Annotated in this window: 24 protein-coding genes; 8 read left to right on the forward strand and 16 right to left on the reverse strand. The window is 67.5% G+C overall.

Annotated elements, in window-relative coordinates:
* Window positions 1-4 precede the first annotated feature (4 nt).
* The 5 genes from HNP02_RS23115 to HNP02_RS23135 form a co-directional block, all read right to left on the reverse strand.
* Window positions 5-1,168: a lactate 2-monooxygenase gene (locus HNP02_RS23115; protein ID WP_184442811.1), complete on the reverse strand. Its 1,164-nt coding sequence runs from the start codon at window positions 1,166-1,168 to the stop codon at window positions 5-7.
* Window positions 1,169-1,192: 24 nt separating this feature from the next.
* The gene (locus tag HNP02_RS23120; RefSeq protein WP_184442812.1) at window positions 1,193-2,044 is read right to left on the reverse strand and encodes a siderophore-interacting protein; all 852 of its coding nucleotides are present in this window, start codon (window positions 2,042-2,044) and stop codon (window positions 1,193-1,195) included.
* A 97-nt stretch (window positions 2,045-2,141) separates the two neighbouring features.
* On the reverse strand, window positions 2,142-3,257 hold the full coding sequence (gene dprA, locus HNP02_RS23125; protein ID WP_184442813.1) for a DNA-processing protein DprA: 1,116 nt from the start codon (window positions 3,255-3,257) through the stop codon (window positions 2,142-2,144).
* Window positions 3,254-4,765, reverse strand: coding sequence for a YifB family Mg chelatase-like AAA ATPase (locus tag HNP02_RS23130; RefSeq protein WP_184442814.1), 1,512 nt, complete (start codon window positions 4,763-4,765; stop codon window positions 3,254-3,256). Before HNP02_RS23130 ends, dprA begins: the two co-directional genes overlap by 4 nt.
* Window positions 4,765-5,136 (reverse strand): YraN family protein, encoded by a 372-nt coding sequence (locus HNP02_RS23135; protein ID WP_184442815.1) that lies wholly within the window; start codon window positions 5,134-5,136, stop codon window positions 4,765-4,767. Before HNP02_RS23135 ends, HNP02_RS23130 begins: the two co-directional genes overlap by 1 nt.
* A gap of 139 nt (window positions 5,137-5,275) precedes the next feature.
* Between HNP02_RS23135 and HNP02_RS23140 the strand changes: the two genes are divergently transcribed.
* The gene (locus HNP02_RS23140; RefSeq protein ID WP_255506838.1) at window positions 5,276-5,920 is read left to right on the forward strand and encodes a hypothetical protein; all 645 of its coding nucleotides are present in this window, start codon (window positions 5,276-5,278) and stop codon (window positions 5,918-5,920) included.
* A 21-nt stretch (window positions 5,921-5,941) separates the two neighbouring features.
* On the opposite strand, the gene HNP02_RS23145 is transcribed toward HNP02_RS23140, so the two are convergent.
* Window positions 5,942-7,003 carry an aldo/keto reductase gene (locus tag HNP02_RS23145; protein ID WP_184442816.1) on the reverse strand — a complete coding sequence of 354 codons (1,062 nt, stop codon included), beginning with the start codon at window positions 7,001-7,003 and terminating at the stop codon, window positions 5,942-5,944.
* 88 nt (window positions 7,004-7,091) lie between these two features.
* Here HNP02_RS23145 and HNP02_RS23150 point away from each other — a divergent pair, with 88 nt between their 5' ends.
* Window positions 7,092-7,688 carry a TetR/AcrR family transcriptional regulator gene (locus HNP02_RS23150; protein ID WP_184442817.1) on the forward strand — a complete coding sequence of 199 codons (597 nt, stop codon included), beginning with the start codon at window positions 7,092-7,094 and terminating at the stop codon, window positions 7,686-7,688.
* Here the strand turns inward: HNP02_RS23150 and HNP02_RS23155 are convergent.
* The gene (locus tag HNP02_RS23155) at window positions 7,685-8,077 is read right to left on the reverse strand and encodes a heme-binding protein (RefSeq protein ID WP_184442818.1); all 393 of its coding nucleotides are present in this window, start codon (window positions 8,075-8,077) and stop codon (window positions 7,685-7,687) included. The genes HNP02_RS23150 and HNP02_RS23155 overlap by 4 nt on opposite strands.
* Window positions 8,078-8,313: 236 nt before the next feature.
* Here HNP02_RS23155 and HNP02_RS23160 point away from each other — a divergent pair, with 236 nt between their 5' ends.
* Window positions 8,314-8,631, forward strand: coding sequence for a hypothetical protein (locus HNP02_RS23160; protein WP_184442819.1), 318 nt, complete (start codon window positions 8,314-8,316; stop codon window positions 8,629-8,631).
* Window positions 8,632-8,646: 15 nt separating this feature from the next.
* Here the strand turns inward: HNP02_RS23160 and HNP02_RS23165 are convergent, their stop codons facing one another.
* Genes HNP02_RS23165 through HNP02_RS23190 form a run of 6 tightly spaced genes read right to left on the reverse strand, consistent with a single transcriptional unit; the run spans window position 8,647 to window position 15,472 of the window.
* Window positions 8,647-9,492: an acyl-CoA thioesterase II gene (locus tag HNP02_RS23165; protein ID WP_184442820.1), complete on the reverse strand. Its 846-nt coding sequence runs from the start codon at window positions 9,490-9,492 to the stop codon at window positions 8,647-8,649.
* Window positions 9,489-10,694 (reverse strand): CoA transferase, encoded by a 1,206-nt coding sequence (locus HNP02_RS23170; RefSeq protein ID WP_184442821.1) that lies wholly within the window; start codon window positions 10,692-10,694, stop codon window positions 9,489-9,491. The genes HNP02_RS23165 and HNP02_RS23170 overlap by 4 nt, the downstream gene beginning before the upstream one ends.
* 51 nt (window positions 10,695-10,745) lie before the next feature.
* Window positions 10,746-12,917, reverse strand: a complete 2,172-nt coding sequence (locus HNP02_RS23175; RefSeq protein ID WP_184442822.1) for a thiamine pyrophosphate-dependent enzyme — start codon at window positions 12,915-12,917, stop codon at window positions 10,746-10,748.
* A gap of 6 nt (window positions 12,918-12,923) precedes the next feature.
* Window positions 12,924-13,841 (reverse strand): arginase family protein, encoded by a 918-nt coding sequence (locus tag HNP02_RS23180; RefSeq protein ID WP_184442823.1) that lies wholly within the window; start codon window positions 13,839-13,841, stop codon window positions 12,924-12,926.
* Between the two features lie 15 nt (window positions 13,842-13,856).
* The gene (locus HNP02_RS23185) at window positions 13,857-14,630 is read right to left on the reverse strand and encodes an HAD-IIA family hydrolase (RefSeq protein ID WP_184442824.1); all 774 of its coding nucleotides are present in this window, start codon (window positions 14,628-14,630) and stop codon (window positions 13,857-13,859) included.
* A 32-nt stretch (window positions 14,631-14,662) separates the two neighbouring features.
* On the reverse strand, window positions 14,663-15,472 hold the full coding sequence (locus tag HNP02_RS23190; protein WP_184442825.1) for an SDR family NAD(P)-dependent oxidoreductase: 810 nt from the start codon (window positions 15,470-15,472) through the stop codon (window positions 14,663-14,665).
* A 127-nt stretch (window positions 15,473-15,599) separates the two neighbouring features.
* Between HNP02_RS23190 and HNP02_RS23195 the strand changes: the two genes are divergently transcribed.
* From HNP02_RS23195 to HNP02_RS23215, 5 genes are all read left to right on the forward strand, one after another.
* A complete protein-coding gene (locus tag HNP02_RS23195; protein ID WP_184442826.1) occupies window positions 15,600-17,147 on the forward strand; it encodes a long-chain-fatty-acid--CoA ligase in 1,548 nt (515 codons plus the stop codon).
* Window positions 17,147-18,361 carry a TetR/AcrR family transcriptional regulator gene (locus HNP02_RS23200; RefSeq protein ID WP_184442827.1) on the forward strand — a complete coding sequence of 405 codons (1,215 nt, stop codon included), beginning with the start codon at window positions 17,147-17,149 and terminating at the stop codon, window positions 18,359-18,361. Before HNP02_RS23195 ends, HNP02_RS23200 begins: the two co-directional genes overlap by 1 nt.
* On the forward strand, window positions 18,358-19,191 hold the full coding sequence (locus HNP02_RS23205) for an alpha/beta fold hydrolase (RefSeq protein ID WP_184442828.1): 834 nt from the start codon (window positions 18,358-18,360) through the stop codon (window positions 19,189-19,191). The genes HNP02_RS23200 and HNP02_RS23205 overlap by 4 nt, the downstream gene beginning before the upstream one ends.
* Window positions 19,188-20,027 (forward strand): SDR family oxidoreductase, encoded by an 840-nt coding sequence (locus HNP02_RS23210; RefSeq protein ID WP_184442829.1) that lies wholly within the window; start codon window positions 19,188-19,190, stop codon window positions 20,025-20,027. The genes HNP02_RS23205 and HNP02_RS23210 overlap by 4 nt, the downstream gene beginning before the upstream one ends.
* Window positions 20,028-20,107: 80 nt before the next feature.
* Entirely contained in the window at window positions 20,108-20,893 is a 786-nt protein-coding gene (locus tag HNP02_RS23215; protein WP_184442830.1) for an IclR family transcriptional regulator, read from the forward strand.
* A gap of 6 nt (window positions 20,894-20,899) precedes the next feature.
* Here the strand turns inward: HNP02_RS23215 and HNP02_RS23220 are convergent, their stop codons facing one another.
* Genes HNP02_RS23220 through HNP02_RS23230 form a run of 3 tightly spaced genes read right to left on the reverse strand, consistent with a single transcriptional unit; the run spans window position 20,900 to window position 24,508 of the window.
* Window positions 20,900-21,835, reverse strand: coding sequence for a hydroxymethylglutaryl-CoA lyase (locus HNP02_RS23220; protein ID WP_184442831.1), 936 nt, complete (start codon window positions 21,833-21,835; stop codon window positions 20,900-20,902).
* Entirely contained in the window at window positions 21,832-23,082 is a 1,251-nt protein-coding gene (locus HNP02_RS23225) for a CaiB/BaiF CoA-transferase family protein (RefSeq protein WP_184442832.1), read from the reverse strand. The genes HNP02_RS23220 and HNP02_RS23225 overlap by 4 nt, the downstream gene beginning before the upstream one ends.
* A gap of 25 nt (window positions 23,083-23,107) precedes the next feature.
* Window positions 23,108-24,508 carry a GntP family permease gene (locus HNP02_RS23230; RefSeq protein ID WP_184442833.1) on the reverse strand — a complete coding sequence of 467 codons (1,401 nt, stop codon included), beginning with the start codon at window positions 24,506-24,508 and terminating at the stop codon, window positions 23,108-23,110.
* Window positions 24,509-24,535: the final 27 nt, after the last annotated feature.

Raw genomic sequence — 24,535 nt, forward strand, 5'->3', positions numbered from 1 at the left:
GGAATCACCAACCGACGCGTCGCAGCGTGTCGGGCGTCAGGTCCGCCAGCGTCTTGTACCCGTCGATGCCCATGATCAGATCGGCCTCGGCGAGCAGTGACCGCAGCACGTGAACGACGCCGTCGGCGCCACCAAGGGCCATGCCGTATGCGTACGGCCTGCCGATGCCGACGGCCGTCGCGCCGAAGGCGAGGGCCTTGACGATGTCCGCGCCGCTGCGGATGCCGGAGTCGAACAACACCGGAACCCCGTCGGCGGCCTCGACGACGCCAGGCAGGCAGTCGATCGCGGGCAGGCCGCCGTTGGCCTGCCTGCCGCCGTGGTTCGAGCAGTAGATCCCATCCACGCCGCCGTCGATGGCGCGGCGGGCGTCGTCGGGATGTTGGATGCCCTTCACCAGCAGCGGCAGCTTGGTCAGCGATCGCAGCCACGGCAGGTCATCCCAGGACAGCGAATTGCCGAACACCGAGATCCACTTCAAGATCGCGGCCTGCGGATTCTCCTCGGGTGTCTGCGCTAGCGAGGCGCGGAAGACGGGGTCGCTGGTGTAGTTGGACAGACACTTGCCACGCAACTGCGGAAAGTTCGACGTCGTCAGGTCACGCGGTCGCCAGCCGGGAACCCAGGTGTCGAGGGTGACGACGATGCCCTTGTACCCGGCCGCCTCCGCACGCTGCACCAGACTCGCGGCCAGGTCACGATCCGTCGGGGTGTACAGCTGAAAGAAGCCGGGGGTGTCACCGAACTCGGCGGCGACCTGCTCGAGTGGGTCTTCGGTCAGCGTCGACACCACCATCGGCACGCCGGTGCGCGCGGCGGCCCGCGCCGCGGCCAGGTCGCCGTGACCGTCCTGGGCGCACAGCCCCATGACACCGATCGGCGCCATGAACACCGGCGAGGGAAGCGTCAGCCCGAACAACTCGACGGACACGTCGCGTTCCTTGGCGCCGACGAACATTCGCGGCATCAGACCCCAACGCTCGAACGCGGTGACGTTGACGCGCTGGGTGCGCTCGTCGCCCGCGCCGCCCGCGACGTAGGACCACAGCGACGGCGACATCGCCGCCTCCGCCTTGGCCTCGAGGTCCGTGAACGACATCGGCAGCGACGGCAAGATGCCGGACAGGCCCTGCAGGTAGATCTCGAGCTGATAATCACCGAATGCCATGGCACCCAGGGTGCCAGCTCGGTCTCAGCTCGGCGCCTGCGCCTCCTCCTTGGCGAGTTCGGCCTTCCACTGGCGGAACGTCTCCTCGGTGCGGCCGCGCCGCCAGTAGCCGGAGATCGACGCCCATTTGGCGTCGACGCCACGCTCCTTGCGGATGTAGGGCCGCAGGTTGTGCATCACGGCCTGGGCCTCGCCGTGGATGAAGACCTGCGCCTGGCCCGGCAACCACGCCGACTCCTTCACCGCCGCGATGAGGGGCGCGTTGTCACCGGCCTGCTCCTCGGGCACCAGATCGGCCCGGCCGCCGCGATAGATCCAGCGGACCTCGACGCCGTCGGGGGCCGACAATGGAACCTCGTCGTCGGGACCGCTGATTTCGATGAATGCCTGCCCAATTGCGTTGGGCGGCAACGCCTCCAGCGCGGCACTCAGTGCGGGTAGGCCAGCCTCGTCGCCTACCAGCAGGTGCCAGTCCGCGTCGGGGTCCGGCGAGTAGGCGCCACTCGGGCCCATCAGATAGGCGGGGTCGCCCGGCTGGACCGACGCTGCCCATGGTCCGGCGACGCCGTGCTCGCCGTGCACCACGAAGTCGACGGTGATCTCACGACGGTCGGGATCGGCGTTCCGGATGGTGTAGGTCCGGACCACCGGCCGGTGCACCTCGGGAAGCTCGCTGAAGCTGTCCAGGGTGAGCGGCTTTGGCAGAGCGCTGACGTCGACATCGTCGCGCACGATGACGAACTTGACGTAGGAGTCGGTGAACTCACTGGGCTTGAAGGTGTCGAAGCCGCTGCCGCCGAGCACCAACCTGATCATGTGCGGGGTGAGCTGCTCGCTGCTGATCACCTGAAACGTGTGGACCGGACGGCCTGCCACGTGTACCTCCCAAGATGTTTAGTAGACCTCACTGACTATACGAGCGGGTGAGAGCGGGTGGCTGGCTACGTGCGCGCACTTCGTTCCCGTCACCGACCTACCGAACTGCGATCTTCCATCGACCCTCCTGCTGTTTGACCAGGCCGACCAGCTCCAACGACGCGAGCGGACCCAGCACCTGCGTGGGAGGTAGCCCCGCCGCCACCGCGACCTCGTCGACGCTTCTGCCCCCGCGTGCGGGCAGCGCGTCGTAGACCCGGAGCTCCTGCTCGGTGAGCCCGTCGAGCGGCGAGCCCTGGTGTGACGGTTCGATGGCGAACTCGCCCATGCGACCGACCAGTTCGACGATCTCGTCGGCGCGGGTGACCAGATGGGCACCGTTGCGCACCAACACGTGACATCCCGCCGAGGCCGACGACGTCACCGGTCCTGGCACCGCGCACACCGGTCGTCCTAGAGCCTCTGCCCATGCCGCGGTGCTGGCGGCGCCGCTGCGCAGCCCGGCCTCCACCACGACGGTCGCGCCGCCAAATGCCGCGACGAGACGATTCCTGGTCAGGAAGCGATGTCGGGCCGGCCGCATGCCCGGGGGATACTCGCTGACGACCAGCCCGTGCGTGGCGATCCGGTGCAAGAGCGCGGAGTGACCGGCCGGATACGGCACGTCGACACCGCCTGCAAGCACCGCAACGGTCAACCCGTCGGCCGCCAGCGCCGCCCGGTGCGCCGCGCCGTCGATGCCGTACGCGCCACCCGAAACCACCGCCACCTCCCGTTCGACCAACCCCGTGGCGAGATCCGCCGCGACGTATTCGCCGTATCCGGTCGAAGCACGAGTCCCGACGAGCGCACAGCTGCGCGCTGCGAGATCAGCCAGATGCTCAGGACCGACCGCCCACAGCACCAGCGGCGGATGAGGTATCCGCGCAGCCACGTCGGCGAACGACGTGAACGCGACTCCCGACAGTTCGGCGGATCCACGAACGATCAGCCGACCACCCAGTCCCGCAAGTAGTGCGAGATCCTCTGCCGTGCAGTCCAATTCGCGACGTGCTTCACTGCGACTCAACAGCAGCCCGTCCACCGCTCCACGTCTGACGCGGTCAGCAGCATCGACGGGTCCGACGTCGTCCACCAAGGCTGCCAACTCGGGACACGGTGGTTCGACGACCCGCGACAGGTACGCCCACGCATGAAGCTCGTCGGTCCTCATCGCGCGGCCCCCGGCTGCCGGAAGCTCAACGCTGTGGTGACGTCGTCGCGGTTCGGCGACGACCGACCACCGAGATCGCTCAGACTCCACGCAACGCGCAGAGTGCGATCGAGTCCCCTGATGCTCAACAGACCGCGATCCAGTGCGGTGGTCAAGGGCGCCATCACCGACAGCTCGGGTCTGAACTTGCGGCGGAGCAGGACGCCGCTCACCTCCGCATTGGTCCGGAAGCCGTGCGGTGCCCAACGTTCCGCGGCGGACTGTCGTGCGGCTGCCACGCGGGCGCGAACGGTAGCCGTCGACTCACCGTGTTCGCCGCCCATGGTGCTGGACCGAATCGGATCCATCTGTACGCGCAGGTCCACCCGATCGAGCAGCGGACCCGACAGCTTCCCGAGGTACTTGCGCTTGACCGCTGCCGGGCACATGCAGTCGCGGGGATCGGCGGGCGCACAGGGACAGGGGTTCGCGGCGAGGATCAGTTGAAACCGCGCCGGGTAACACGCGACTCCGTCGCGGCGCGCGATGCGAATCTCACCGTCCTCCAATGGAGTCCGCAGCGCTTCGAGGGCACTCACTCCGAACTCGGCGCATTCGTCGAGGAACAGCACCCCGCGGTGGGCGCGGCTGACCGCTCCTGGCCGGGCCATGCCCATGCCTCCGCCGACCAAGGCCGCCACACTCGCCGTGTGATGCGGTGCCACCAACGGTGGCCGGGTGATGAGCGGTGAGTCCTTGGAGAGCAGCCCAGCCACCGAATGGATGGCCGTGACTTCCAGCGCTTCGTCATGCGTCAACGGAGGCAGCAGGCCCGGAAGTCGTTGGGCCAGCATGGTCTTGCCGATGCCGGGCGGGCCAGTCAGCATCAGGTGATGCGCGCCTGCGGCGGCGACCTCGACGGCGTACCTTGCTCGCGTCTGCCCGACGACGTCGGCGAGTTCGGCGACCGCCTCCGGATCGACCGGCGTGGTGTCGGTTTCGTGATCCAGCGATGCCTTGCCCTCGAGCCATTGTTGGAGCTGGCCCAGTGTGCTCGCACCCAACACCTCGATACCTTCAACCAGGCTCGCCTCGGCCAGGTTGTCGATCGGCACGACCACCGCGGGCCAGCCCTCCCGCTTGGCGGCGAGCACGGCGGGCAGCACGCCCTTGACAGGTCGCACCCGCCCGTCGAGCGCAAGTTCGCCTAGCAGTACGGTCTTCTCGAGTCGCGGCCAGGACTTCTTTAGGTCCGCCGACAACACGGACAGCGCCAGCGCCAAGTCGTACACGGACCCGACCTTGGGCAGCGTTGCCGGCGACAACGCGAGCGTCAGCCGCGCCATCGGCCAGCTGTTGCCACAGTTGGTGATAGCCGCACGCACCCGGTCCCGCGACTCCTGCTGCGCCGCGTCCGGCAGCCCGACCAGGTGCACACCCGGAAGCCCCGAGGTGATGTCGGCTTCGATCTCGACCAAATCGGCATCCAACCCGCGCACGGCCACCGAGAACGCCCGGCCCAACGCCATCACCCCACCCCCTGCAAGTGAGTGAGCTCCGGCGTCCGCTGCTGCCCAATGCGCACGCCCACGACGTCGATGCGCACCTGCGCCCAGGTGCCGTCCTGACCGGCCAGCCACAACCCCGCCAGCCGACGCAGCCGGCGCACCTTGTCAGGCGTCACCGCCTGTGCGACCCCGCCAAACTGATCGCTAGTACGCGTCTTGACCTCCACGAACACCACGACACCGCCAGGCTCGGCGGCGATCACGTCCAGCTCGCCGTAGCGGCACCGCCAGTTGCGCGCCAGCACGCGCCACCCCAACGACGTCAGATGATCGACCGCCAGCTGCTCACCGAGCGCCCCGATCTGAGCGCGGCTCACCACGTTCTCCGTCATGGCCACAGCGTCCCCAGTGGGACGGACAACGCCCCGACGGCAAGGACGACGCGGGCACCCAGACCCGGCGGTTGTGCACAGTCGGCAGTTCATCCACAGCCTCGGTATCCGCTGGAGGCGGCATGCAATGATGGGCCAGATGCACTCCCGAGTTCCCGACACGCGAGAAGGCTTCCGCTGCAACAGCGGTCGGTTGGGAGTGGCGATTCTGGCCGCGGCCACCGCTGCGACGATCAGCACCGGCTGTTCGTCCGGCACTATCGTGAACACCGACGATGCGACAACGCCCGCACCGCCCACCGTGACTGCTGCGCCGTCGCCGTCGAAACCCCCAAGCAACGAGCACCTGGCGAACGCCTTCGACTACGCCGCGCACGGAGCAGACGGCGAAACGGGCTACTACTTCACCAGCCCGAGCAAGCGATGGGTGTGTGCGATCTTCCCGCGCAAGACGGCGGGCTGCCAGTCCTCGACCGGATCCGCCATCGCCATCAAGGGCGCCCCCACCAGCGTGCCCGGCCCGCAGGCCGTCGACACCGCGCCGAATGCCATCGAGGTCGACGGCGCTGTCGACGCTCGGTTCGCGTCGCTCGATCCTCCGGGGTATGCCCTGGTTCCCGGTCCTGCGACCGTTCTCCCCTTCGGCGAGGTGTTGGCTGTCGCAGCATTCCGCTGCAACGTTCAGGAAGCCTCGGGAATCTCCTGCATGAGCGAGAAGACCGGCAAGGGCTTCACGTTCAGCGCAGACGGTTACGCGTTCCAGTACACCGACCTACCCGGGTAACGGCTGCGGAGAAGGTCCGCGCTAGGCGGGCACGGCGATGCCCTGGCTCGGAAACATGGGCGGGCTGAGGCGCGCGAAACCTTCCTGCCGGTAGTACGGAAAGTACGGATACGGGGCTTCGCGATGGCTCACCGCGTCGAGACGCGCGACCTGATCGTCACTCAGCGCCCAGCCCACCGCGCCGAGGTTCTCGGACAGCTGCGTGGCATCGCGCGCCCCGATGATCACCGACGACACCGTCGGACGCCGCAGCAACCAGTTGAGCGCGACCTGCGGAACCGTCCGGCCCGTCTCGTCGGCGATCGCGCTGAGTTCGTCGACGACGTCGAAGAGCAGCGAGTCATCCACGGGCGGACCGGCATCCGCCGTCACGTGCAGCCTGCTTCGTTCGGGAAGCGGTGTCCCACGGCGGATCCGGCCCGTCAGGCGTCCCCATCCCAGCGGGCTCCAGACCAGGGCGCCGACACCCTGATCCAGGCCGAGCGGCATCAGTTCCCATTCGTAGTCCCGCCCGATCAGCGAGTAGTACACCTGGTGAGCGACATAGCGCGGGCGATGAGCGGCGACGGCAGTCGAGAGCGACTTCATCAGCTGCCACCCCGAGAAGTTGGACACGCCCGTGTACCGAATCTTGCCCTGCGCGACGAGCACGTCGAGCGTCTCGAGGACCTCGTCGATCGGGGTGTGCGCGTCGTAGGCGTGCAGCTGAAACAGGTCGATGCGGTCGGTCTGCAGTCGACGCAGCGCCTTCTCGACCGCAGCGATCAGACGCGGCCGCGACGTTCCCGCATCCCCCGGCCCCTCGCCGACCGGCAGCGCCGCCTTCGTCGAGATCAGCACCTGATCACGCCTGCCCACCAGGGCAGCTCCGAGCACCTCCTCTGAGGCGCCGTCGGAGTAGACATCCGCGGTGTCGAACAGCGTGACACCGCCGTCCATGCAGATGTCGATGATCCGCCGCGCTTCGTGGACGTCGGTGTTGCCCCACGCGCCGAAGAAATCGCCCGCCCCGCCGAACGTCGCTGCGCCGAAACTCAATTCAGACACGACCAGACCAGAGGTGCCAACCCGCCGATATTCCATCGCCACTCCTTAACAAGACTATCTTCCCGATAACAAACGTAGCACGCGAGATTCACTAATGAAACCCTAGTCCCGTTATGATGTTCGAGTGCCAGCATCGACCAGGCCGGGCGGACGAACGGCGGCCGTCCGTGACGCTGTGCTTCGGGCTGCGGCCGACCTTCTCATTGAGGACGGCCTGGAGGGCATCGAATTGACCGCCGTCGCGCAACGGGCCGGGGTCGGCAAGTCGACCGTCTACCGCAGATGGGGTTCGGTGCCCGGCCTGGTGGCCGATCTTCTGGTCGACATGGCGGACACGTCGTCGCCCCGACCATCCACCGGAGCGCTCCGGACCGACCTGTTGGCCCAGGCGAAGCTCGTCCGACGCACCTTGACCGACGGGCGGCAGGGCCGCTTGTTCAAGGCGATCATCGCCGCGGCCACGTGTGACCCGGTCACCGCGAACGCGCTGGCCGACTTCTACCGCAACCGCATCGACGAAGTGTCACCCGTCGTGGTCGACGCCGTCGCGCGAGGCGAGGCACCACAGGGCACCGACCCGGCCGAGGTCATCCGCCAGTTGTCGGCGCCGCTCTACTACCGGTTCCTCACCGATATGCGTCCACTGACGACTGCCGATGCCGAACGGGCGGTGGCCGTCACGATGGCGGCGGTCGACGCCGGCGTCTTCGTCAAGGGTTAGCTGATCTCTTCGAACAGCAGCGCGAGCTGACTCGGGGACACCGAGATGCCGCACTGGTTCTTCAGATCGGACAGTGGACGCGCGATGTCCTGCAGGTCGAGGAACTCACCGGGGTGGCCGGTGAAGTAGCCCCGCACCGACGACCGCGCCTCCTCCGGCGACTGCGTGCCCGCCGCAGTCAGCACGTCGTTGGCACCGGGGTGCGCGTCCAGGTACGCCCCCGCCGCACTCAACACGCCGCTGGCAGTGGTGGACAGTCCGCTGGCCGAGCACGCGGGCGCGGCGCCTGCCGTCGGCACCGCAACGGTGCCTGCGACGACGGCTCCCAGCGCGGCGGCCGCGAACGTACTGGCCAGGCCTCGGCGGACGAACGTGTTGATCAGTGTCATTGCGTGCTTCCCCTCGGATTGCCCCGGCAGCCACAGCCGAGGTACCGGAATCATTGCAGGGCCGGTGGCGCGGTGTGCGCCGTTCGGGCAAACCGGGCGTGTCGTCGAGAAGCGGTGGCGATCGGCCGCACATCGGCCGACCAACGGACACAACCTGTTTCGCTGACGTCGTTTGTCGGTCCCCCGCGCTAACGTCACCACACGCCAGCCACCAACGTCACCAAGAGGACAGATTCATGCGCATTCCGATTCGCCACGGCGAGGTCCTGCTGCTCCCCGTCAACTCCACCCCGGTGGGGAGCTCGGAGCGGGTCACCAGCTGCGTCGTCGGCGAAAGCGAGTCCGGCCATGACCCCGTGCTCGACGGCGACCGCGAGTTCGCCAGGATCGTGGACGCCAAGGGCACGCTGTACGTCGACCTCGACGAGCCGACCCGGCTCTGGTACCTGAGGGATCACGACCAGCGCCGGGAACGCGAACTGGAAGTGGCCGCGGGGGTGTGGCGGGTGGTGCGAAGGACTGCGCCCGAAGTACGCGAAGTACAAGCGAGCTGATCAGGCCGACGCGGGTCAGCTCGGCGGCTGCTCCCGCTCCGCGATGAGACCCTCCTGCACCAGCGTGGCGGCGATGGCACCGTCGGCCCCGACAAGGCTGCCGGTGATCACGCCGCGCCCGCGCGCTGCCGCAGGTGAACGTGACTCCAGCAGATTCCACTGGTCCGCCCGGACCGGCCGGTGGAACCAGATGGACGAGTCCGTCGTGCCGCTGCGGTGCGTGCGTCCCTTCATCGAATGGCCGTGCACCTGCAGCGCCGGGTCGATCATGTACACGTCGTTGACGTAGGCCGCGATGATGGTGTGCAGCAGCGGATCGTCGGGTAGGGGCACCGTCACCCGCCACCAGAGCCGCCGGACGAACTCATCACCCGCACCTTCGTCGTCGATGCGAATGTCGATCTCGTCCAACGGCATCGACGGTGCGGGACCTGCGGGACCGGTCCGCGGCAGTGTCTCGGGGTCACCTGGAAGCGACGCCCGCCTGCCGTGCTCTGGTCCGGCGAGGGGTGTGGAGAACGAGACGGTGGCGGTCGTCAACAGGCGGCCGTCCTGTCGGGCGTCGACCCGTCTGCCGGCGGCGGTACGCCCGTCGAACACCCGCGCCACCGTGTACTCGACCGGATTGCCCGCCTCTCCCCCACGCAGGAACTGCAGATGCATGTTGGTGGGCGACTTCACGGCATCGACGGTCCGGCAGGCTGCGGCCAGGCTCTGCCCCATGAACTGGCCGCCGAACGAACGCTTGCCCTCGGGGCCGCTGGCGGGGCCCAGCCAAACATCGCGGGTCATCTGCTCTTCGCGCGAGCGCTCATCGCCGGTCCCGGCTCGCACGTCGAGCAGGTCGAGAAGCGCGCTCATGCGACCGTGCCCGCCGCGACCAGCCGGTCGATCTCGTCGGCGGTCAAACCCAACCGGTCGCTGAGCACCGCGGCGGTGTGATCGCCGAGCGCCGGTGCGGCGACGGCAGGCGGATAGACACCGCCGATCGACACCGGAAGGCCGGGCGCGAGGTAGTGACCGACACGGGGCTGATCCAGCTCGGTGAAGAGCGGGTTGGCGGTGACCTTGTCGTCGGTGACGACGTCGGCGAAGGTGCGGTAGCGCTCCCACAAGATCGAGCTCGCCGACAACGCGGCGGCCACCTCGTCGCTGGTGTGTTCGGTGAACCATAGGGTGAACAGCCCGGTGAGCGCATCGCGGTGCCGGTACCGGTCGCCCTCGTCGGTGAAGTCGGCGCCGAGCGCCTCCCCAAGCGCAGCAACGGCTTTCGTGGTTCCCGTGATCTCGGTCAGGTCGCGGAAGTGCCGTCCGGTGAGTGCGACGATCATGAACGATGCCCCGTCGCCACTGGTGAACTGCTGACCGTATTGGCCGAAGATCGAGTTCCCGATCCGCTCCCGCGGCGTGCCGTTGATCATCACCTCGGTCAGGAAGCTGAGGTTGCCCGCGGTGGCGAGCGCGACGTTCTCCAGCGGGATGCCGATCCGTCCGCCCTCGCCGGTGGCGTCGCGATGCCGCAGGGCCGCAGTAACCGCCAGCGCCACGTAGAGGCCGCATGAGACGTCCCAGGCGGGCAGGACGTGGTTGACCGGGGCGTCGAGTCCGACCGGCCCCGTCACCTGCGGGAAGCCGATGCCTGCGTTGACGGTGTAGTCGACCCCGGTGCCGCCGTCGGCGCGGCCGGATACCTCGACGTGGATCAGGTCGGGCCGCACGCGAACCAACGTGTCGTACGAATGCCATTGGCGTCCGGCCACGTTGGTGATCAGGACCCCGCTGTCGGCGATCAGACGCTGAATGAGGTCCTGCCCGTCGGGTGAACGGACGTCGACGGCGACGGACTGCTTGCCCTTGTTGAGCCCGGCCCAGTAGATACTGTCGCCGTCCTGCGTCACCGGCCAGCGGTGATAGTCGGCGGCGCCACCAACGGGGTCGACTCGGACGACCTCGGCACCGAGCTGCGCCAGCGTCATCCCGGCAAGGGGCACGGCAACGAAGCTGGAGATCTCGATGATCCGCACCCCGGCCAGGGGCCGCGTCGCATCCGGTGTTTCCGTCATGCACTCAAGCTATCAAGCCTGTTTGTGGGGCCACGAGCTCCCGCAGTGCCACTAACTTCGGCCAAGTTTCGTCGCTGCGGCTTCGATGGTCTCCTCCGACAGCAGTACCTGCAGGGCGGCATCGCCGAGCGGGATGAAACTGTCCAGGCTGGCGACCCGGTCCACGACGCCCGAGAAGCCGTTGGCGACGAGTGCCGCGAGCACGCCCTCGCCGACGCCACCGCTCTCGCGGGTCTCGTCGACGATGAGGACCCTTCCGGTGGCAGTGGCTTCGCGCAGCACGTCCTCCACCGGCAGCGGTGCCAGCCACCGCAGGTCGACGACACGGGTGCCGATGTCGCTGAGTTCCAGTCGGCGGGCGACACGAAGGCTCATCCGCAGACCGTTGCCGAACGTGACGATCGTCAGGTCGGTGCCGTCGCCGTAGACGCGGGCACGGCCGATGGGCGCCACCGAATCGGACGACGGGTAGGTCGCGAGCCACCCGTCGTCGCCGTCGTCGTGCAGATCCCGCGTGTGGTACAGCGCAATGGGTTCGATGAAGATGCAGACGATTCCGGCCGCCTTCGCGGCAGCGACACACGCGTGCAGCATCGCGGCGGCATCGTCGGGTCGCGCAGGCGAGGCGACGACCACACCGGGGATGTCGCGGAGCGCGGCGATGGAGTTGTCGTTGTGGAAGTGTCCGCCGAATCCCTTCTGATATCCGTAGCCGGCCACGCGAACGACCATCGGATTGCGGTATTGCCGGTTCGAGAAGAATTGCAGCGTCGCGCCTTCGCCGCGAATCTGGTCCAACGCGTTGTGAATGTAGGCGAGGTACTGGATTTCGGGGATGGGGAGCAGCCCCGACACCCCGGCTCCGAGGGCGAGACCGAGGATGGACTGCTCGTCGAGAAGGGTGTTGAATACCCGCGCCGAACTGGTCTTGTTGAGCAGTCCGCGGGTGACCCCGTATACACCGCCCTTGCGGGCGACGTCCTCGCCGAAGATCAGCGCCTCGGGGTGGCGGAGCAGGACCTCCTGCAGCGCGCGGTTGATGGCGAGCGCGACCGTCACCGGTGAATCATCTTGCGGCTCAACGGTCGGGAGGCTCTGTGCCGAGGCGGCGACGGCGTCGTTCATGCTCGTGCGGAGCGGTGTCATGACGGCCGAGGGGCTGTCCAGCTGCGCGAGTTCGCTGACTTCCTCGGCGAGTTCGATCACCTCGGCACGCGTGGCCTCGTAACGCTCGAGTACCTCCTCCGCGGTGAGGTGGCCACCGTCGATCAACAGTTTCGCCGTGCGCACCAACGGATCTCGCTCGAAGTCGGCGACGATCTCGTCGGGTCGCCGATAAGCCGGCTCGTAGTCGGAGCCGGCGTGCCCCAACAGCCGGACCATGTTCAAGTGCAGGAACGCCGGACGGCGGTGGCTGCGCACCCACGACGCGGCGGCCGTCGCGGCGTCGAACGTCGCCGCCACATCGGTGCCGTCGGCAGCGAAGTACTCGAGACCTTCTCTGCGCCCGTAGCTTTGAGCGATCCACCCCGGCGGCGTCTTGACGCTGATGCCGATCCCGTTGTCCTCGCAGACGAACAGCAGCGGCATGGGCAGGCCTTGGTAGGCGGCGTGCATGGTGGCGTTGATGGCGCCGACCGCCGTGGAGTGGTTCGCCGAGGCGTCACCGAAGCTGCACACCGTCACCGCGTCCTCGGGCCATGGGCAGGCGACGCCTAGCCTCCTTGCCCTGGCGATCGAGAACGCGACGCCGACGGACCGCGGAAGGTGGGAGGCGATGGTCGAGGTCTGCGGGATGATGTTCAGGTCGTGGCGGCCGAACACCTTGTGCCGCCCGCCCGAGATCGGTTCCTCGGTGGCGGCGACGATGCCGAGCAGAACGTCGCGCAGCGCGTCGCGTCCGCCCACCTGTTGAGCGCGGGCGAGGAAGAAGCCGCCCGAACGATAGTGCAGCAGCGCAGGATCGGTGTACCGCAGTGCTGCCGCGACGCCGGCGTTGCCCTCGTGCCCGGACGAGCCGATCGTGTAGTAGCCCTTGCCGTGTGATCGCAGCCAGCGCGCCGCGAGGTCGAGGTGGCGGCTGCCGAGTTGGGCGTCGAAGAGGTCGAGGCAGGTAGCCACCGTGAGCGCCGAGCTCTCCTGCAGTGCACCGGTTTCACCTCGCAAGCCATCCGACATCGCCGACACGGTGGTCGTGAAGTAGTCGTCGATGGGTTCGGCCATTCTGAATTACCTGCCCTCTCGGTAGCCGCCGACGATCGTGCGGACGAACGTGACGATCTGTCCCGCGTCGGTCCCGCTCTCGTCCTGGTCCGGGTCGTAGATGGCGATGCTGACGCCGACGCACGACCCGGAATCGAGCATGGCGCGCACCAGGTCGGTGAGCTGGTCCCAACGCAGACCACCCGGCTCGTCCTCGACATCGGGTAGCCCCTGCGCCACGAACTCGAGTGGGTCGAGTACGTCGAGATCGATGTGTAGCCACCACCGGTCGACGTGCTGCGCGAGTTTCTCGATGGCCTGGTGCCCGGTTCCCGCCGGGTCGTCGGCGACTTCGGCCAGCGGCGCCAGCCAGACCCCGCAGTCGCGGAGCGTGCCCACGTTGAACTGCCGCCGCCACGCCTCGTCTCGCGGCCCCAGTACCGCCAAGAGCTCGCGCCGCAGCGCGGGCAGCCGTTCGCCGAGCGGCCCGGTGAGCCGGCGTCCGGTCAGCCCGAGGAGCAGGCCGATCTCGGTGTTGGCGGCCTCACCATCCTCGGAGACGTCGAGGGGCATGGTGTCCTCGTGGCCGTCGATGAAGACCAGACCGACGTCGCCGACGTGATCGCGAAGGCCGGTGACGATGCCAAGCAGCGTCGAGCAATCGCCGCCGTAGACGAACGGGAACCGGCCCTGCGTCATGGCAGACCCGACGCGCTCGTTGAGCGCGTCCGTCATCGCCAGCAGTGCCGCCTCGTTGATCAGGCCGGTCGTGTTGCCCCGCTGCGGATTTGGTTCGGGCAGCTCGAGGTGGTCATGACGTACCACGGGATGGTGGTCGAAGGCGTCCAGCAGTCCCGCATCCCGCAGCGCCCCCGCCGCGCGTGCCTGATTGCCGCTGCGCCCGTACCCGTCGAACGGAACGCCGATCAAGTCGATCTCGGCCACCAACCTCAGCCCTCTTCAGATGAGGTCAACGGCATCCGCGATGGAGTCAAGCACCCGGCTCGGCCGGAACGGATACCGCTCGATGTCGCCGATCTTCGTCGACCCGGTGAGCACCAGGATGGTCTCGAGGCCTGCCTCGATCCCCGCGACGACGTCGGTGTCCATCCGATCGCCGACCATGAAGGTGTTCTCCGAGTGCGCCTCGATGCGGTTGAGCGCGCTGCGGAACATCATCGGGTTCGGCTTGCCGACGAAGTACGGGTCCCGCCCGGTGGCCTTCGTGATGAGCGCCGCTACCGACCCGGTGGCAGGCGTCGGACCTTCGGCAGACGGTCCGGTGACGTCGGGGTTGGTGGCGATGAAGCGCGCGCCGGCGACAATGAGCCGGATGGCCTTGGTGATCGCCTCGAAGGAGTAGGTCCGCGTCTCGCCGAGCACCACGAAGTCGGGGCCCGTGTCGGTGAGGGTGTAGCCGACCTCGTGCAGCGCCGTGGTCAGGCCCGCCTCACCGATCACGTACGCCGAGCCGCCGGGTAACTGGTCGTGCAGGAAGGCCCCGGTGGCCATGGCCGACGTCCAGATCGACTCCTCGGGCACCTCGAGACCCGACCGCAGCAGACGCGCGGCCAGGTCACGCGGGGTGAAGATCGAATTGTTGGTCAACACCAGGAACGGGCGTTTCTTCTCCGCGAGCCGCTGCAGGAATTCCGCGGCACCGGGCAGAGCACGCTCCTCGTGGACCAGGACGCCGTCCATGTCGGTCAGCCAGCATTGCGGTGTGGAGCGCACGGTGCCAGTCTCTCAAGCCACCCGCTCCGGCGTCAGCGAACCACCACAGTGGACGGTGTCCGCGGCGCGCCGAGGAAGTCCCGGTGCGACGGCGGCTGGCGTCCGTCCTCGTCGGTGATGCCGTACCGCACCCCGAGTTCCGCGCCGATCAACGTTTGCCCGCTCAACTCGGCCAGGCCCGGGTCGCGGTACAGGGCATTGAGCAGATGCCCGGTGAACTCCGGGGTCTCCGCCTGCTCGGCGGTCTTCGCCAAGGCCTCGGGATGCCCGTCGAACGCCCTGCGGAACTTCTCGGTCAACAGGATCCCCATCCAGATCGACACGGTGGCCACACTCGTCCCGGAGAAGTCCACCGCCATATCGGCTGCCAGCTTGTCGACGCCGGCCTTCTGCGCGCCGTAGGCGGGTCCGTGCATGTAGCACACCGACCCCGGTGACGAGGTGAACGCGATCAACCCGCGACCCCGTTCGACCATCAGTGGCGCGGCATACCAGGACGCCACGTATGCCGATCTCAGCCCGACGTCGAGGACGTCGGCGAGAGCAAGTGGCTTCTCCCAGAACGGTCTCGGATTCGTCAGGTCGTCGTGGATCGCGGCGGCGTTGTTGACCAAGAGGTCCAGCCGTCCGCATTCGTCGGCCACCCGCTCGAACAGCGCACCGACGGCGGCGTCGTCGCGATGGTCGACCCGCACGGGAATCGCGCCGTCCTCTGGGTCGGTGATCGTCCGGCCGGTCGCGTACACCTGCCACCCGGCCGTGCGGAGCGCGGCGGCAATGCCACGACCCGCGCCACGGCTCGCCCCGGTCACCACGGCGACGGGTTGTTGCTCTTCGGTCACACGGTCACGCTACGAGACGACTGTGGTCAGTCGTCGACTCCAGGGCGCAGAAGATCTACGCGGGCGCGAACGAGGTCATGAAGGAACTGATCGCGCGCTCGCTGTAGCGCCGACCCGAGGAGATGACGTGTATCTGACGCAATCGCTGCACCGAAATCTGCAGCAGAGTCCGGACCGCCCCGCAACGATCTACCGCGACCGGACCCGCACGGTGGCCGAATCAGTCGATCGCATCGCCCGCCTTGCCGGCGCACTCACGGGATTGGGCGTGAAACGCGGTGACCGGGTGGGCATTCTCGCGCTGAACTCCGACCGCTATCAGGAGTACTTCCACGCGGTGCCGTGGATGGGCGCCGCAGTCAACCCGGTGAACATCCGGTGGAGCCCCGCCGAGATCGCGTACTCCCTAGTCGAATCCGACACCAGGGTGCTGTTCGTCGACGATGCCTTCGCCCCGATGATTCCCGCGCTTCGCGAGCAGTTTCCTGGCCTGGCAACGGTGATCCACTGCGGCGACGGTGATCTGCCCGCCGGTGCGCTGAGTTACGAAGCCTTGGTTGCCGACAACGCACCGATCGAGGACACCCGGACAGGGGGTGACGAGCTGCTCGGAGTCTTCTACACCGGCGGCACCACGGGTCACCCCAAGGGCGTGATGCTCTCTCACGACAACCTGCTGGTGTCGGCGATCGGAAGCCTGGCGTCGGGACAGTTCGTCTCGCCAGGTGGCCGGTTGTTGTACACCGCGCCACTGTTCCATCTTGCCGGTATTGCGGCCTGGGCGGCCGGATGCCAGGTCGGCTCGACCCATGTGATCGTGCCGATGTTCTCCCCCGCTGAAGTCATGAAGGCGATCGCCGCGCATCGGGTCACCGACGCGTTGCTGGTGCCGACGATGGTCCAGATGCTGGTCGACGACCCCGGTGTCGCCGACAATGACATGTCCAGTCTCGTGCACCTGATATACGGGGCGTCGCCGATCTCGGAAGCTCTGTTGGAACGGGCGCGGAAGGTGTTTCCCGCGGCCGGGTTCACCCAGGCCTACGGCATGACCGAGCTGTCGCCGGTTGCGACACTGCTGAACCCGGCCGACCACGACAACCCCGCGCTGCACCGCTCGGCCGGACGCGCGGCACCGCACGCCGAAGTCCGCATCGTCGATCCGAACGACAACGAGGTGCCTAGGGGTGAGGTCGGCGAAATCGTCGTGCGCGGCGACAACGTCATGCTCGGCTACTGGAACCGGCCGCAGGACACGGCCGCAGCGGTCCGCGACGGCTGGATGCACACCGGCGACGGTGGGCGGATGGATGAGAACGGGTACGTCTTCATCGTCGACCGGATCAAGGACATGATCATCACCGGCGGCGAGAACGTGTACTCCGCCGAGGTGGAGAATGCGCTGGCCGGCCATCCGGCGGTGGCGGCGTGCGCGGTGATCGGTGTGCCCGACCCCGATTGGGGTGAGCGGGTGCACGCCGTCGTCGTCCTGCTGCCGGGTCAACAGGCCACCGCCGACGAGATTCGCACCCATTGCAAGACGCTGATCGCCGGATACAAGGCCCCGCGCAGTGTCGACTTCGTCGACGCCTTGCCGATGTCCGGTGCAGGCAAAATCCTCAAACGTGACCTCCGCAAACAGTATTGGGGCGAATCCGGGAACCAGGTCTCTTGATGACGGCAGGTCCGGCTGAGCGACCCGCAGTCCGTCCGGCGCGCGGCACGCGCCCGGTCAACCGTCGGCAATTGATCATCGGTGCTGCGACGGACCTGTTCTCCAGCAAGGGCTACGCCGGTGTCAGCGTGGGCGACGTCGCCGAGGCGGTCGCCATCGGACCGTCGGCGCTGTATCGGCATTTTCGTGGCAAGCAGGAGCTGCTGGCGACCGTGGTGGCCGAGGCACTCGACACCCTCGACGCCGCAATCGCCAAGGCCGAGGACGAACATCCGCCCGACGTCGTCCACGCGTTGGCCAAAGCCGTGCTGGAACACCGCACCGTCGGGGTCTTGTGGCAGCGCGAGGCGCGCCAACTCGCCCCCGCCGACCGGGCAGCGATTCAGTCCGCCGTCAATGAGATCGGCCACCGATTCGCCGCCTTCATCCGGGCCCGTCGCCCCGGACTCGGCGACGGCCAGGCCGAGCTGGTGGCTTGGTCGGGACTCGCGGTCGCGACGAGCGTGTCCTTCCACAGCCTGACCTTGCCCGAACCGGCATTCACGACTCTGCTCAGCGAACTCATCACCACGGCCATCGATGCACCCATACCGCCGTTCGAATCGACGTCGGCGCGCCATGCACAACCTCCGACCCTGCGCAGTCAGTCCCGCCGCGAGACGATCCTGACCGAGGCAACGAAGTTGTTCGCGGCCAACGGTTTCAGCGGGGTCAGCACCGAAGACATCGGCGCGAGCGTCGGCATCGCCGGGCCCAGCGTCTACAACCACTTCCCTGCCAAGTCCGACATCCTGGTCGCCGCCATGCTGCGCGGTGACGAGTGGCTGCGCATGGACATGAACCGCGCCTTCGCCGCAGCCTCGGATCCGCGCGACGGCCTCAACCGCCTCCTCGGCAGCTATTGCGCGTTCGTCCTCGACAACCCTCACCTCGTCGCGGTGCTGGTCTCAGAGGCCGCTCATCTCCCCGAACCGGAGCGCCATCGCACCCGGGCCAGCCAGTACGCCTACATCGCCGAATGGGTCAGCCTGCTACGCGACGTGCACCCGCACTGGGACGCGGTCACCGCCAGGATCCGGGTACAGGCCGCACAAACCGTGATGAACGACATCGCCCTCATCCCGTCCCTCCGCGAGAGCGCCGGGCTCGAGGCCGCGTTGGTCACCACCGGTGCCGAACTTCTCATGACGACCGACCAGACGAGGACCACGTGATCACCGAGGATCGGCTCTGCTTCAACGGCCTACACACCCGACGGCTGTCCGTCGCAGGGCACGGAACACCGATCGCCCTGTTGCACGGATTCGCCGACGGCGCGGACACCTGGCGCGCTCTGCTGACCGAATTCGACGCCGCAGGCCGGGCTGCGTTTGCGGTCGACATGCCCGGTTTTGGGCAGGCGGACCCACGCCAACCGGGCCTGATCTTGCCGCAGCTCGACGCATTCGTCGACGCCGTGATCGCCGATACCGGGCCCGTCATCCTGATGGGAAACTCGTTGGGAGCCTGCGTCTCCGTGCGCGCCGCAACACGCGGGTCCTGCAACGTCCGCGGTGCCATCGCGGTCGACGAGCCCATCCTCGCATCGCACTGGTTGATGCGACTCGGCCGTGGGCGTGCCGATCCCTTTCGGGTACTGGACCATCGGATGCCGATCCCGAAGAACCTGTACCGCCACGCCGTTCGCGGCACCCTCGCGCGGCTGCTGTACGCCGATCCGGCGCAGGCCGATCCCGCCGTACTCGCCCGCTTCACCGCCCAGGCCTCCGCACCGTCGCACGCTCGCAAGATGCTCGGGGATGCCCGCGCGATCGCACTCGAGACCGCAGGCGGTTACGACTCCGAACGCGTGAAATGTCCGCTGCTGGTCATCCATGGCCGCAAGGACCGAATCATCCCCGTGCACGCCAGCGAGCGACTGCACGAATCGGTTCCGGCGAGCACCCTGGTCGTCCTACCGAATTCGGGACACTGCCCCCAACTCGACGATCCTTCCGGGCTGGCAAAACACGTTCTGCGGTTCATCGAAAGGGAAGTGAAATGACAGGTAACACGGCAATCCGCAACAAGGTGATCGTGATCACCGGCGGCGCAAGAGGAATCGGGCTCGCCACCGCGACGGCACTGCACGGGCTCGGCGCCAAGGTCGCGATCGGCGACGTCGACGAAGCCAAGTTGAAGGAGTCGGCGACGGAGCTCGGCCTTGATGTCTACGGCAAGCTCGACGTCACCGATCCGGAGTCGTTCGCGGCCTTCCTCGACGACGTCGAGCGTCAGCTCGGTCCCGTGGACGTGCTGATCAACAATGCGGGAATCATGCCGGCGGGCAAGGTGATCGACGAGCCGGACAAGGTGACCCGCCGCATCCTGGACATCAACGTCTACGGCGTCATCCTCGGCAGCAAGCTTGCCGCGCAGCGGATGATCCCGCGCCGCACCGGCCACGTCATCAACATCGCATCGCTGGCAGGCGAGAGCCCGACCCCCGGACTTGCGACGTACTGCGCCAGCAAGTACGCGGTGCTCGGGTTCACCGACTCGGCGCGGATCGAGTATCGCGGCACCGGCGTCCACTTCTCTTCGGTGCTGCCCACGTTCACCAACACCGAGCTGGTCGCGGGAACGTCGGGGGCGAAGCTGCTGAAGAACGCCGAGCCGGAGGACATCGCCGACGCGATCATCGGCCTCATCACGAAGCCGGTGGGCCGGGTGGCGGTGACCAGGGCCGCGGGCCTCGTCGTCGCGTCGATGAAGTTCATTCCCAAGTCGATAGGCGAATTCATCGCCCGCAAGCTCGGTATGGAGCACGTCTTCCTCGAAGACGTCGACACCGCGGCGCGCAAGGCCTACGAAGATCGCGCAAGGGGCATCGAGTCCTGATTCGGATTGCCGAGGCGACGAACGGCCGCACCACGACAAAACTACGGGGAATCACCAAGGCGAACCGGTAGATTCAAGTCATGGCAACGGATGAGGCCGCAGCGTCGTCGAAGCAGCAACCGCTGCTCGTGCTTGGCAAGATCACCGAGATCCTCGACGCGTTCTCGCTGTCCCGTCCGGCGATGACCCTCGGCGAGATTCAGCAGGCGACGGGCCTGCCGACCTCCACCGTGCAGCGATTGGTCAGCAACATGGCCGCCCAGGGCCTGCTGGACCGGTCGGGTGATCAGATCCGCATCGGAGTCCGCGTCGCGTACTGGGCGGCAACCGCCACGAAGGACCTCGACGAGTTGTCGGTGGTGAATCCGGTGCTGAAGGAGATCCGCGACAAGACCGGCGAAACCGCGTGTTTCTTCAAGGTCGAACAGACCTTCCGGGTCTGCGTTGCCATCGCGGAGACGCGTCATGCGCTGCGGCGCGACATGTACGTCGGCCACGTCATCCCGCTGCATGCGGGCTCGGCATCCCGGGTACTGCTGGCGTGGAATCCCGAACTCGCCGAGCAGATCCTCTCGGGCCCCCTCGAGCATCTGACCGACGGAACCGTGACGAACGCGAACGATCTACGTGGCCTCGTCGCGCAGACGAAGGCCGACGGCTACGCCATCACCGCAGGGGAACGCGAGGACTCGGCGTCGGGGCTCTCGGCACCCGTGTTCGATGCCGCAGGCGACGTCCTCGGTGCCCTGACGATCAGCGGACCGACGCTCCGGATGCCGCTGGCGCAGTGCGAGGACTGGGTCGACCTGCTGGTCGGCTATGCCGAGCAGATCACCAGGACCATCGGCGGCAGGGCGCCGCGCTGAGCGTGCTCAGCCAAGCACCCATTCGAACGCCGCGGCCTTCGAGTGTGCTCCCTGCACGGTGCGGGATCGGTTGGGCTCGTCGACGTCGGCAAGGAGCCGCCCGGTGGTGTGCACCAAGGCGGACAGCGTGTCAGGGGTGAACCAGTCGGGCCGCAAGGCGAACAGCAGATCCTCCGTCGAGGTGTTGCCGCTCGCGCCAGGCGCGAACGGACATCCACCTAGGCCACCGAGGGAGCCGTCGACCATCGTTGCACCGGCGTCGATGGCGGCCAACGTGTTCGCCACGCCAAGCCCCCACGTATCGTGCCCGTGAAAGACGATGCGGCGCTGGGGTGTCGACTCACGCACCGCCGTGACGAGGTCGGTGACCTGAGTGGGCACGGCCTGGCCGAGGGTGTCACACAGCACGATGTCGGCCGCACCTTCGGCGCGGGGGTCGGACGCGATGTCCAGCACACGCTGCGGATCCACGGGGCCGTCGAATGGGCACGTGAACGCCGTGGCGATGCATAGTTGGATCTCGCCGTGTAGGTCGTTCGCGATCCGTACCGCATCCGGCATGGCGGCGAGGCTGTCGTCGGTGGTGCGGCCGATGTTGGCCAGGTTGTGGGCATCCGACGCGGAGAAGCAGTACTGGAAGTTGCGCGCACCCGCGGCCGCCGCCTTCTCGACGTGGCGGGGAGTGGCCACCCAGATCCAGCACCTTGCCAATTCATCCAGGGTCAGTGCGGCGAGCACCTCCGCCGTGTCCGCAAGCGGCGGAACGAGATCCGCGCGCGCCATGGACCCGATCTCGAGAGCGGGCACACCGAGCGCGAGCAGCGTTCGGATGATCCCGACCTTGCTCTCGGTTCCCAACAGCTTGCCGGTGAGCTGTAGCCCATCCCGCAGCGTCACGTCACGCAGCGCGACGCCGGTGGCGTAGGGACGCGACGCGGTCATGCGACACCCCTCGCCGGGATGCTCCTCGGGCCCGCCAGCCTGTCGAGTTCGGCTTCGGTCAGTGACGACAGCGACGACAGCACGTCGCGGGTGTGCTCCCCCAGGTCCGGCCCCACCGTCCGGATGGGAAGCGACGCGCCACCGACGACGGGCACGATACCGGTGAATCCGACGGACTGTTCTCCGTCGCCGGTCTCTACGTCGAAGACTTGAATCATGTTGCGCGCCTTGTACTGCTCGTCCGCACAGATGTCAGCGGCGGTGTAGATGGGGCCGCTGGGCACCCCCGCGCCGCCCAGCAGGGCGAGCGCCTCGTCGCGGGAGTGTCGCCGCGTCCAACCGGCGATGACGTCGTCGAGTTCGTCGCGGCGTCGCCACCGGCCCGCATTGGTCTGCAGGTCGGGATCGTCGGCGAGATCGTCGCGCCCGATGAGACGCATGTAGCGCCCGAAGATCCCGTCACCGTTGCCTGCAACCACGATGCTCGTACCGTCGCTGCACGGGTATGCGTTGCTTGGGGCGATGCCCTCCATGCGACCGCCAACGCGCTGCCGGGTGACGCCGTATGCGAGGTGGTCGGGCACCAGCGACTCCATCACCGAGAGCACCGACTCATTGAGGGCGATGTCGATGACGCGATGTGCCAGTGGAACTTCGGCCACGCGATTGCGATGGAGCAGCGCCATCACGGTGCCGAACGCCGCGTAGATCCCTGCGATCGAATCCCCGATCGACACTCCCACCCGCACCGGTGGTCGGTCGGGGTCGCCGACCAGTTCGCGCAGACCGCCGACCGCCTCGGCGACCGCGGCGAATCCGGGTCGGCCTGCCATCGGACCCGTCTGCCCGAACGCGGAGATCCGGGTGATGACGAGGTCGGGGTTGGCCCGGTCCAGTTCCTCGGGGCCCAATCCCCAGCGCTCCAGAGTGCCCGGTCTGAAGTTCTCAAGGAGTACGTCGGACTGCCGGACGAGGTCCAGCACGATGCGCCTGCCCTCGTCGGTCTTCAGGTCCAGCACAACGGATTTCTTGTTGCGGTTGATCGCGCGGTACAGCATCGACGTGTCGCCGCCGTAGAGTCGCCAGTTGCGCAGTTCGTCGCCGGTCACCGGCCGTTCGACCTTGATCACCTCGGCGCCGAAGTCGGCGAGCATGCGGCCTGCCGTCGGCGCGGCGATGTAATTGCCGAGTTCGAGCACTCGGATACCTGCCAGTGGTCGGTAGTCGGCGAAGTCTTCGGGATTCATGATTTCTTCCAGGGGTCGAGAGCGATCAGAACGCCAGTGACAGCGGCAGGATCAGCAGGATCGCCACTACAGAGGCCACCGACACCCCGACCGAGCAGGTCTTCAACGCGCCGCGGGTGGTCTGGCCCATCAGCGACTGCAGGAGCCAGAACGTGTTACTGGTGACGTGCACGAGGAACAGCGACCCCGCACCGGCGGCCAGGGCGATCAGCACGGGGTCCAGTCCAATGATCGGCGCGACCGGCGCGAGGATGCCCGCGGACGTGATCGCGGATATCGTCACCGACCCGACGGCGACGTGCAGGATCGCCGCGATCAACCAGACCATGAGCAGCGGCGCGGCGTGGGTGGCCGTGAAGTACTCACCGAGGATGTCGCCAAGTCCGGTCGCCTTGATGGTCGCGGCAAGTGATCCGCCGACGCCGGTGAGGATCAGGATCTGCCCGCTCTCCTTGAATCCGGTGGCGATGGCCTTCTCGATCGCGCTGGCGCCCAACGCATAGCGGCCGACGAAGCTGGTACCGACGAGCCCGATCAACAGCGCGATCACCGGTGAGGACACGAACTCGACCACCGGATTGTGGATGTCGCCGGCGTCCAGAATGGCCCCGGCGGCGATCAGCGCCAACGAGGACAGCAGCGGCGCGAACAGGACCAGCAGGGGCGTCTCGGCGCGGACGGCGATTGCAGGCTTGGTGGCGACACCTCCGGCGCCTTGGCTGCCGTCAACCGGCTCCTGGTCGGCGGCGAATTCGGTTGCCTCATCGTCAGATCCGAGGAACTCCTGCTCGTCCCGGTCGGGATCCCACCAGCCGTGGTTGAACAGGAAGGACATGATCGCCACGGAGATCGCGACAGTGGGGATGACGAGCAGCACGCCGAACATCAGCATCTTGCCGAGCGGTACGCCGAGCAGCCCGGCGAGGGCCAGGGCGCCGACGCCCGGCACGGTAAGCACGATGCCGCACTCGAGGCCGATGGCCATGGCCGTGGCCATCCGCGCGGTTCCGTTCTTGCCGACCTTGCCGGCCAGGCTGCGGGCCAGCGGCGCCGAGATCACCAGGAGCACGTCCAGAAAGATCGATTGAAGGAGGGTCGCGATGGTGAGGGACAGCGCGTATGGCATGCGCTTGGCGCCGAAGACGCGCAGAAGCGCCTCTACCAGTCGTTGGATGGCGCCCGTCCGCTGGAGCATCGCGCCCATCAGGACGCCGAACGCGATCAGCAGCCCGACCTCGGCCATGATGTCGCCGAATCCGGTCATGATCGAGTCGATCGTCTTCTTGACGCCGAGTCCGGTCGCCAACCCGAGGTAGGAAGAACCGATGACGAGCGAGACCACCGGATTGAACTTGAATCGCACGATCATCACCACGACCGCGACGATCGCAATCGCGGTGTGGGTCATGACAGCCACCTCTGACATTGGCTTTCCTTCCGTCGCGCCGTGCGT

Origin of the sequence: Mycobacterium sp. AZCC_0083, assembly GCF_014202335.1 — a bacterium.
GTDB lineage: Bacteria > Actinomycetota > Actinomycetes > Mycobacteriales > Mycobacteriaceae > Mycobacterium.

Bases quoted from the DNA above. Each gene is read 5' to 3' on its own strand.
- HNP02_RS23145 (WP_184442816.1), bottom strand. From the start codon at position 7,003: ATGGAATATCGGCGGGTTGGCACCTCTGGTCTGGTCGTGTCTGAATTG.
- HNP02_RS23225 (WP_184442832.1), bottom strand. From the start codon at position 23,082: ATGAATCCCGAAGACTTCGCCGACTACCGACCACTGGCAGGTATCCGA.
- HNP02_RS23135 (WP_184442815.1), bottom strand. From the start codon at position 5,136: ATGACGGAGAACGTGGTGAGCCGCGCTCAGATCGGGGCGCTCGGTGAG.
- HNP02_RS23115 (WP_184442811.1), bottom strand. From the start codon at position 1,168: ATGGCATTCGGTGATTATCAGCTCGAGATCTACCTGCAGGGCCTGTCC.
- HNP02_RS23165 (WP_184442820.1), bottom strand. From the start codon at position 9,492: ATGAGCGCGCTTCTCGACCTGCTCGACGTGCGAGCCGGGACCGGCGAT.
- HNP02_RS23200 (WP_184442827.1), top strand. From the start codon at position 17,147: ATGACGGCAGGTCCGGCTGAGCGACCCGCAGTCCGTCCGGCGCGCGGC.
- HNP02_RS23160 (WP_184442819.1), top strand. From the start codon at position 8,314: ATGCGCATTCCGATTCGCCACGGCGAGGTCCTGCTGCTCCCCGTCAAC.
- HNP02_RS23210 (WP_184442829.1), top strand. From the start codon at position 19,188: ATGACAGGTAACACGGCAATCCGCAACAAGGTGATCGTGATCACCGGC.
- HNP02_RS23215 (WP_184442830.1), top strand. From the start codon at position 20,108: ATGGCAACGGATGAGGCCGCAGCGTCGTCGAAGCAGCAACCGCTGCTC.
- HNP02_RS23140 (WP_255506838.1), top strand. From the start codon at position 5,276: ATGCACTCCCGAGTTCCCGACACGCGAGAAGGCTTCCGCTGCAACAGC.
- dprA (WP_184442813.1), bottom strand. From the start codon at position 3,257: ATGAGGACCGACGAGCTTCATGCGTGGGCGTACCTGTCGCGGGTCGTC.
- HNP02_RS23130 (WP_184442814.1), bottom strand. From the start codon at position 4,765: ATGGCGTTGGGCCGGGCGTTCTCGGTGGCCGTGCGCGGGTTGGATGCC.
- HNP02_RS23230 (WP_184442833.1), bottom strand. From the start codon at position 24,508: ATGTCAGAGGTGGCTGTCATGACCCACACCGCGATTGCGATCGTCGCG.
- HNP02_RS23170 (WP_184442821.1), bottom strand. From the start codon at position 10,694: ATGACGGAAACACCGGATGCGACGCGGCCCCTGGCCGGGGTGCGGATC.
- HNP02_RS23220 (WP_184442831.1), bottom strand. From the start codon at position 21,835: ATGACCGCGTCGCGTCCCTACGCCACCGGCGTCGCGCTGCGTGACGTG.
- HNP02_RS23175 (WP_184442822.1), bottom strand. From the start codon at position 12,917: ATGGCCGAACCCATCGACGACTACTTCACGACCACCGTGTCGGCGATG.
- HNP02_RS23155 (WP_184442818.1), bottom strand. From the start codon at position 8,077: ATGACACTGATCAACACGTTCGTCCGCCGAGGCCTGGCCAGTACGTTC.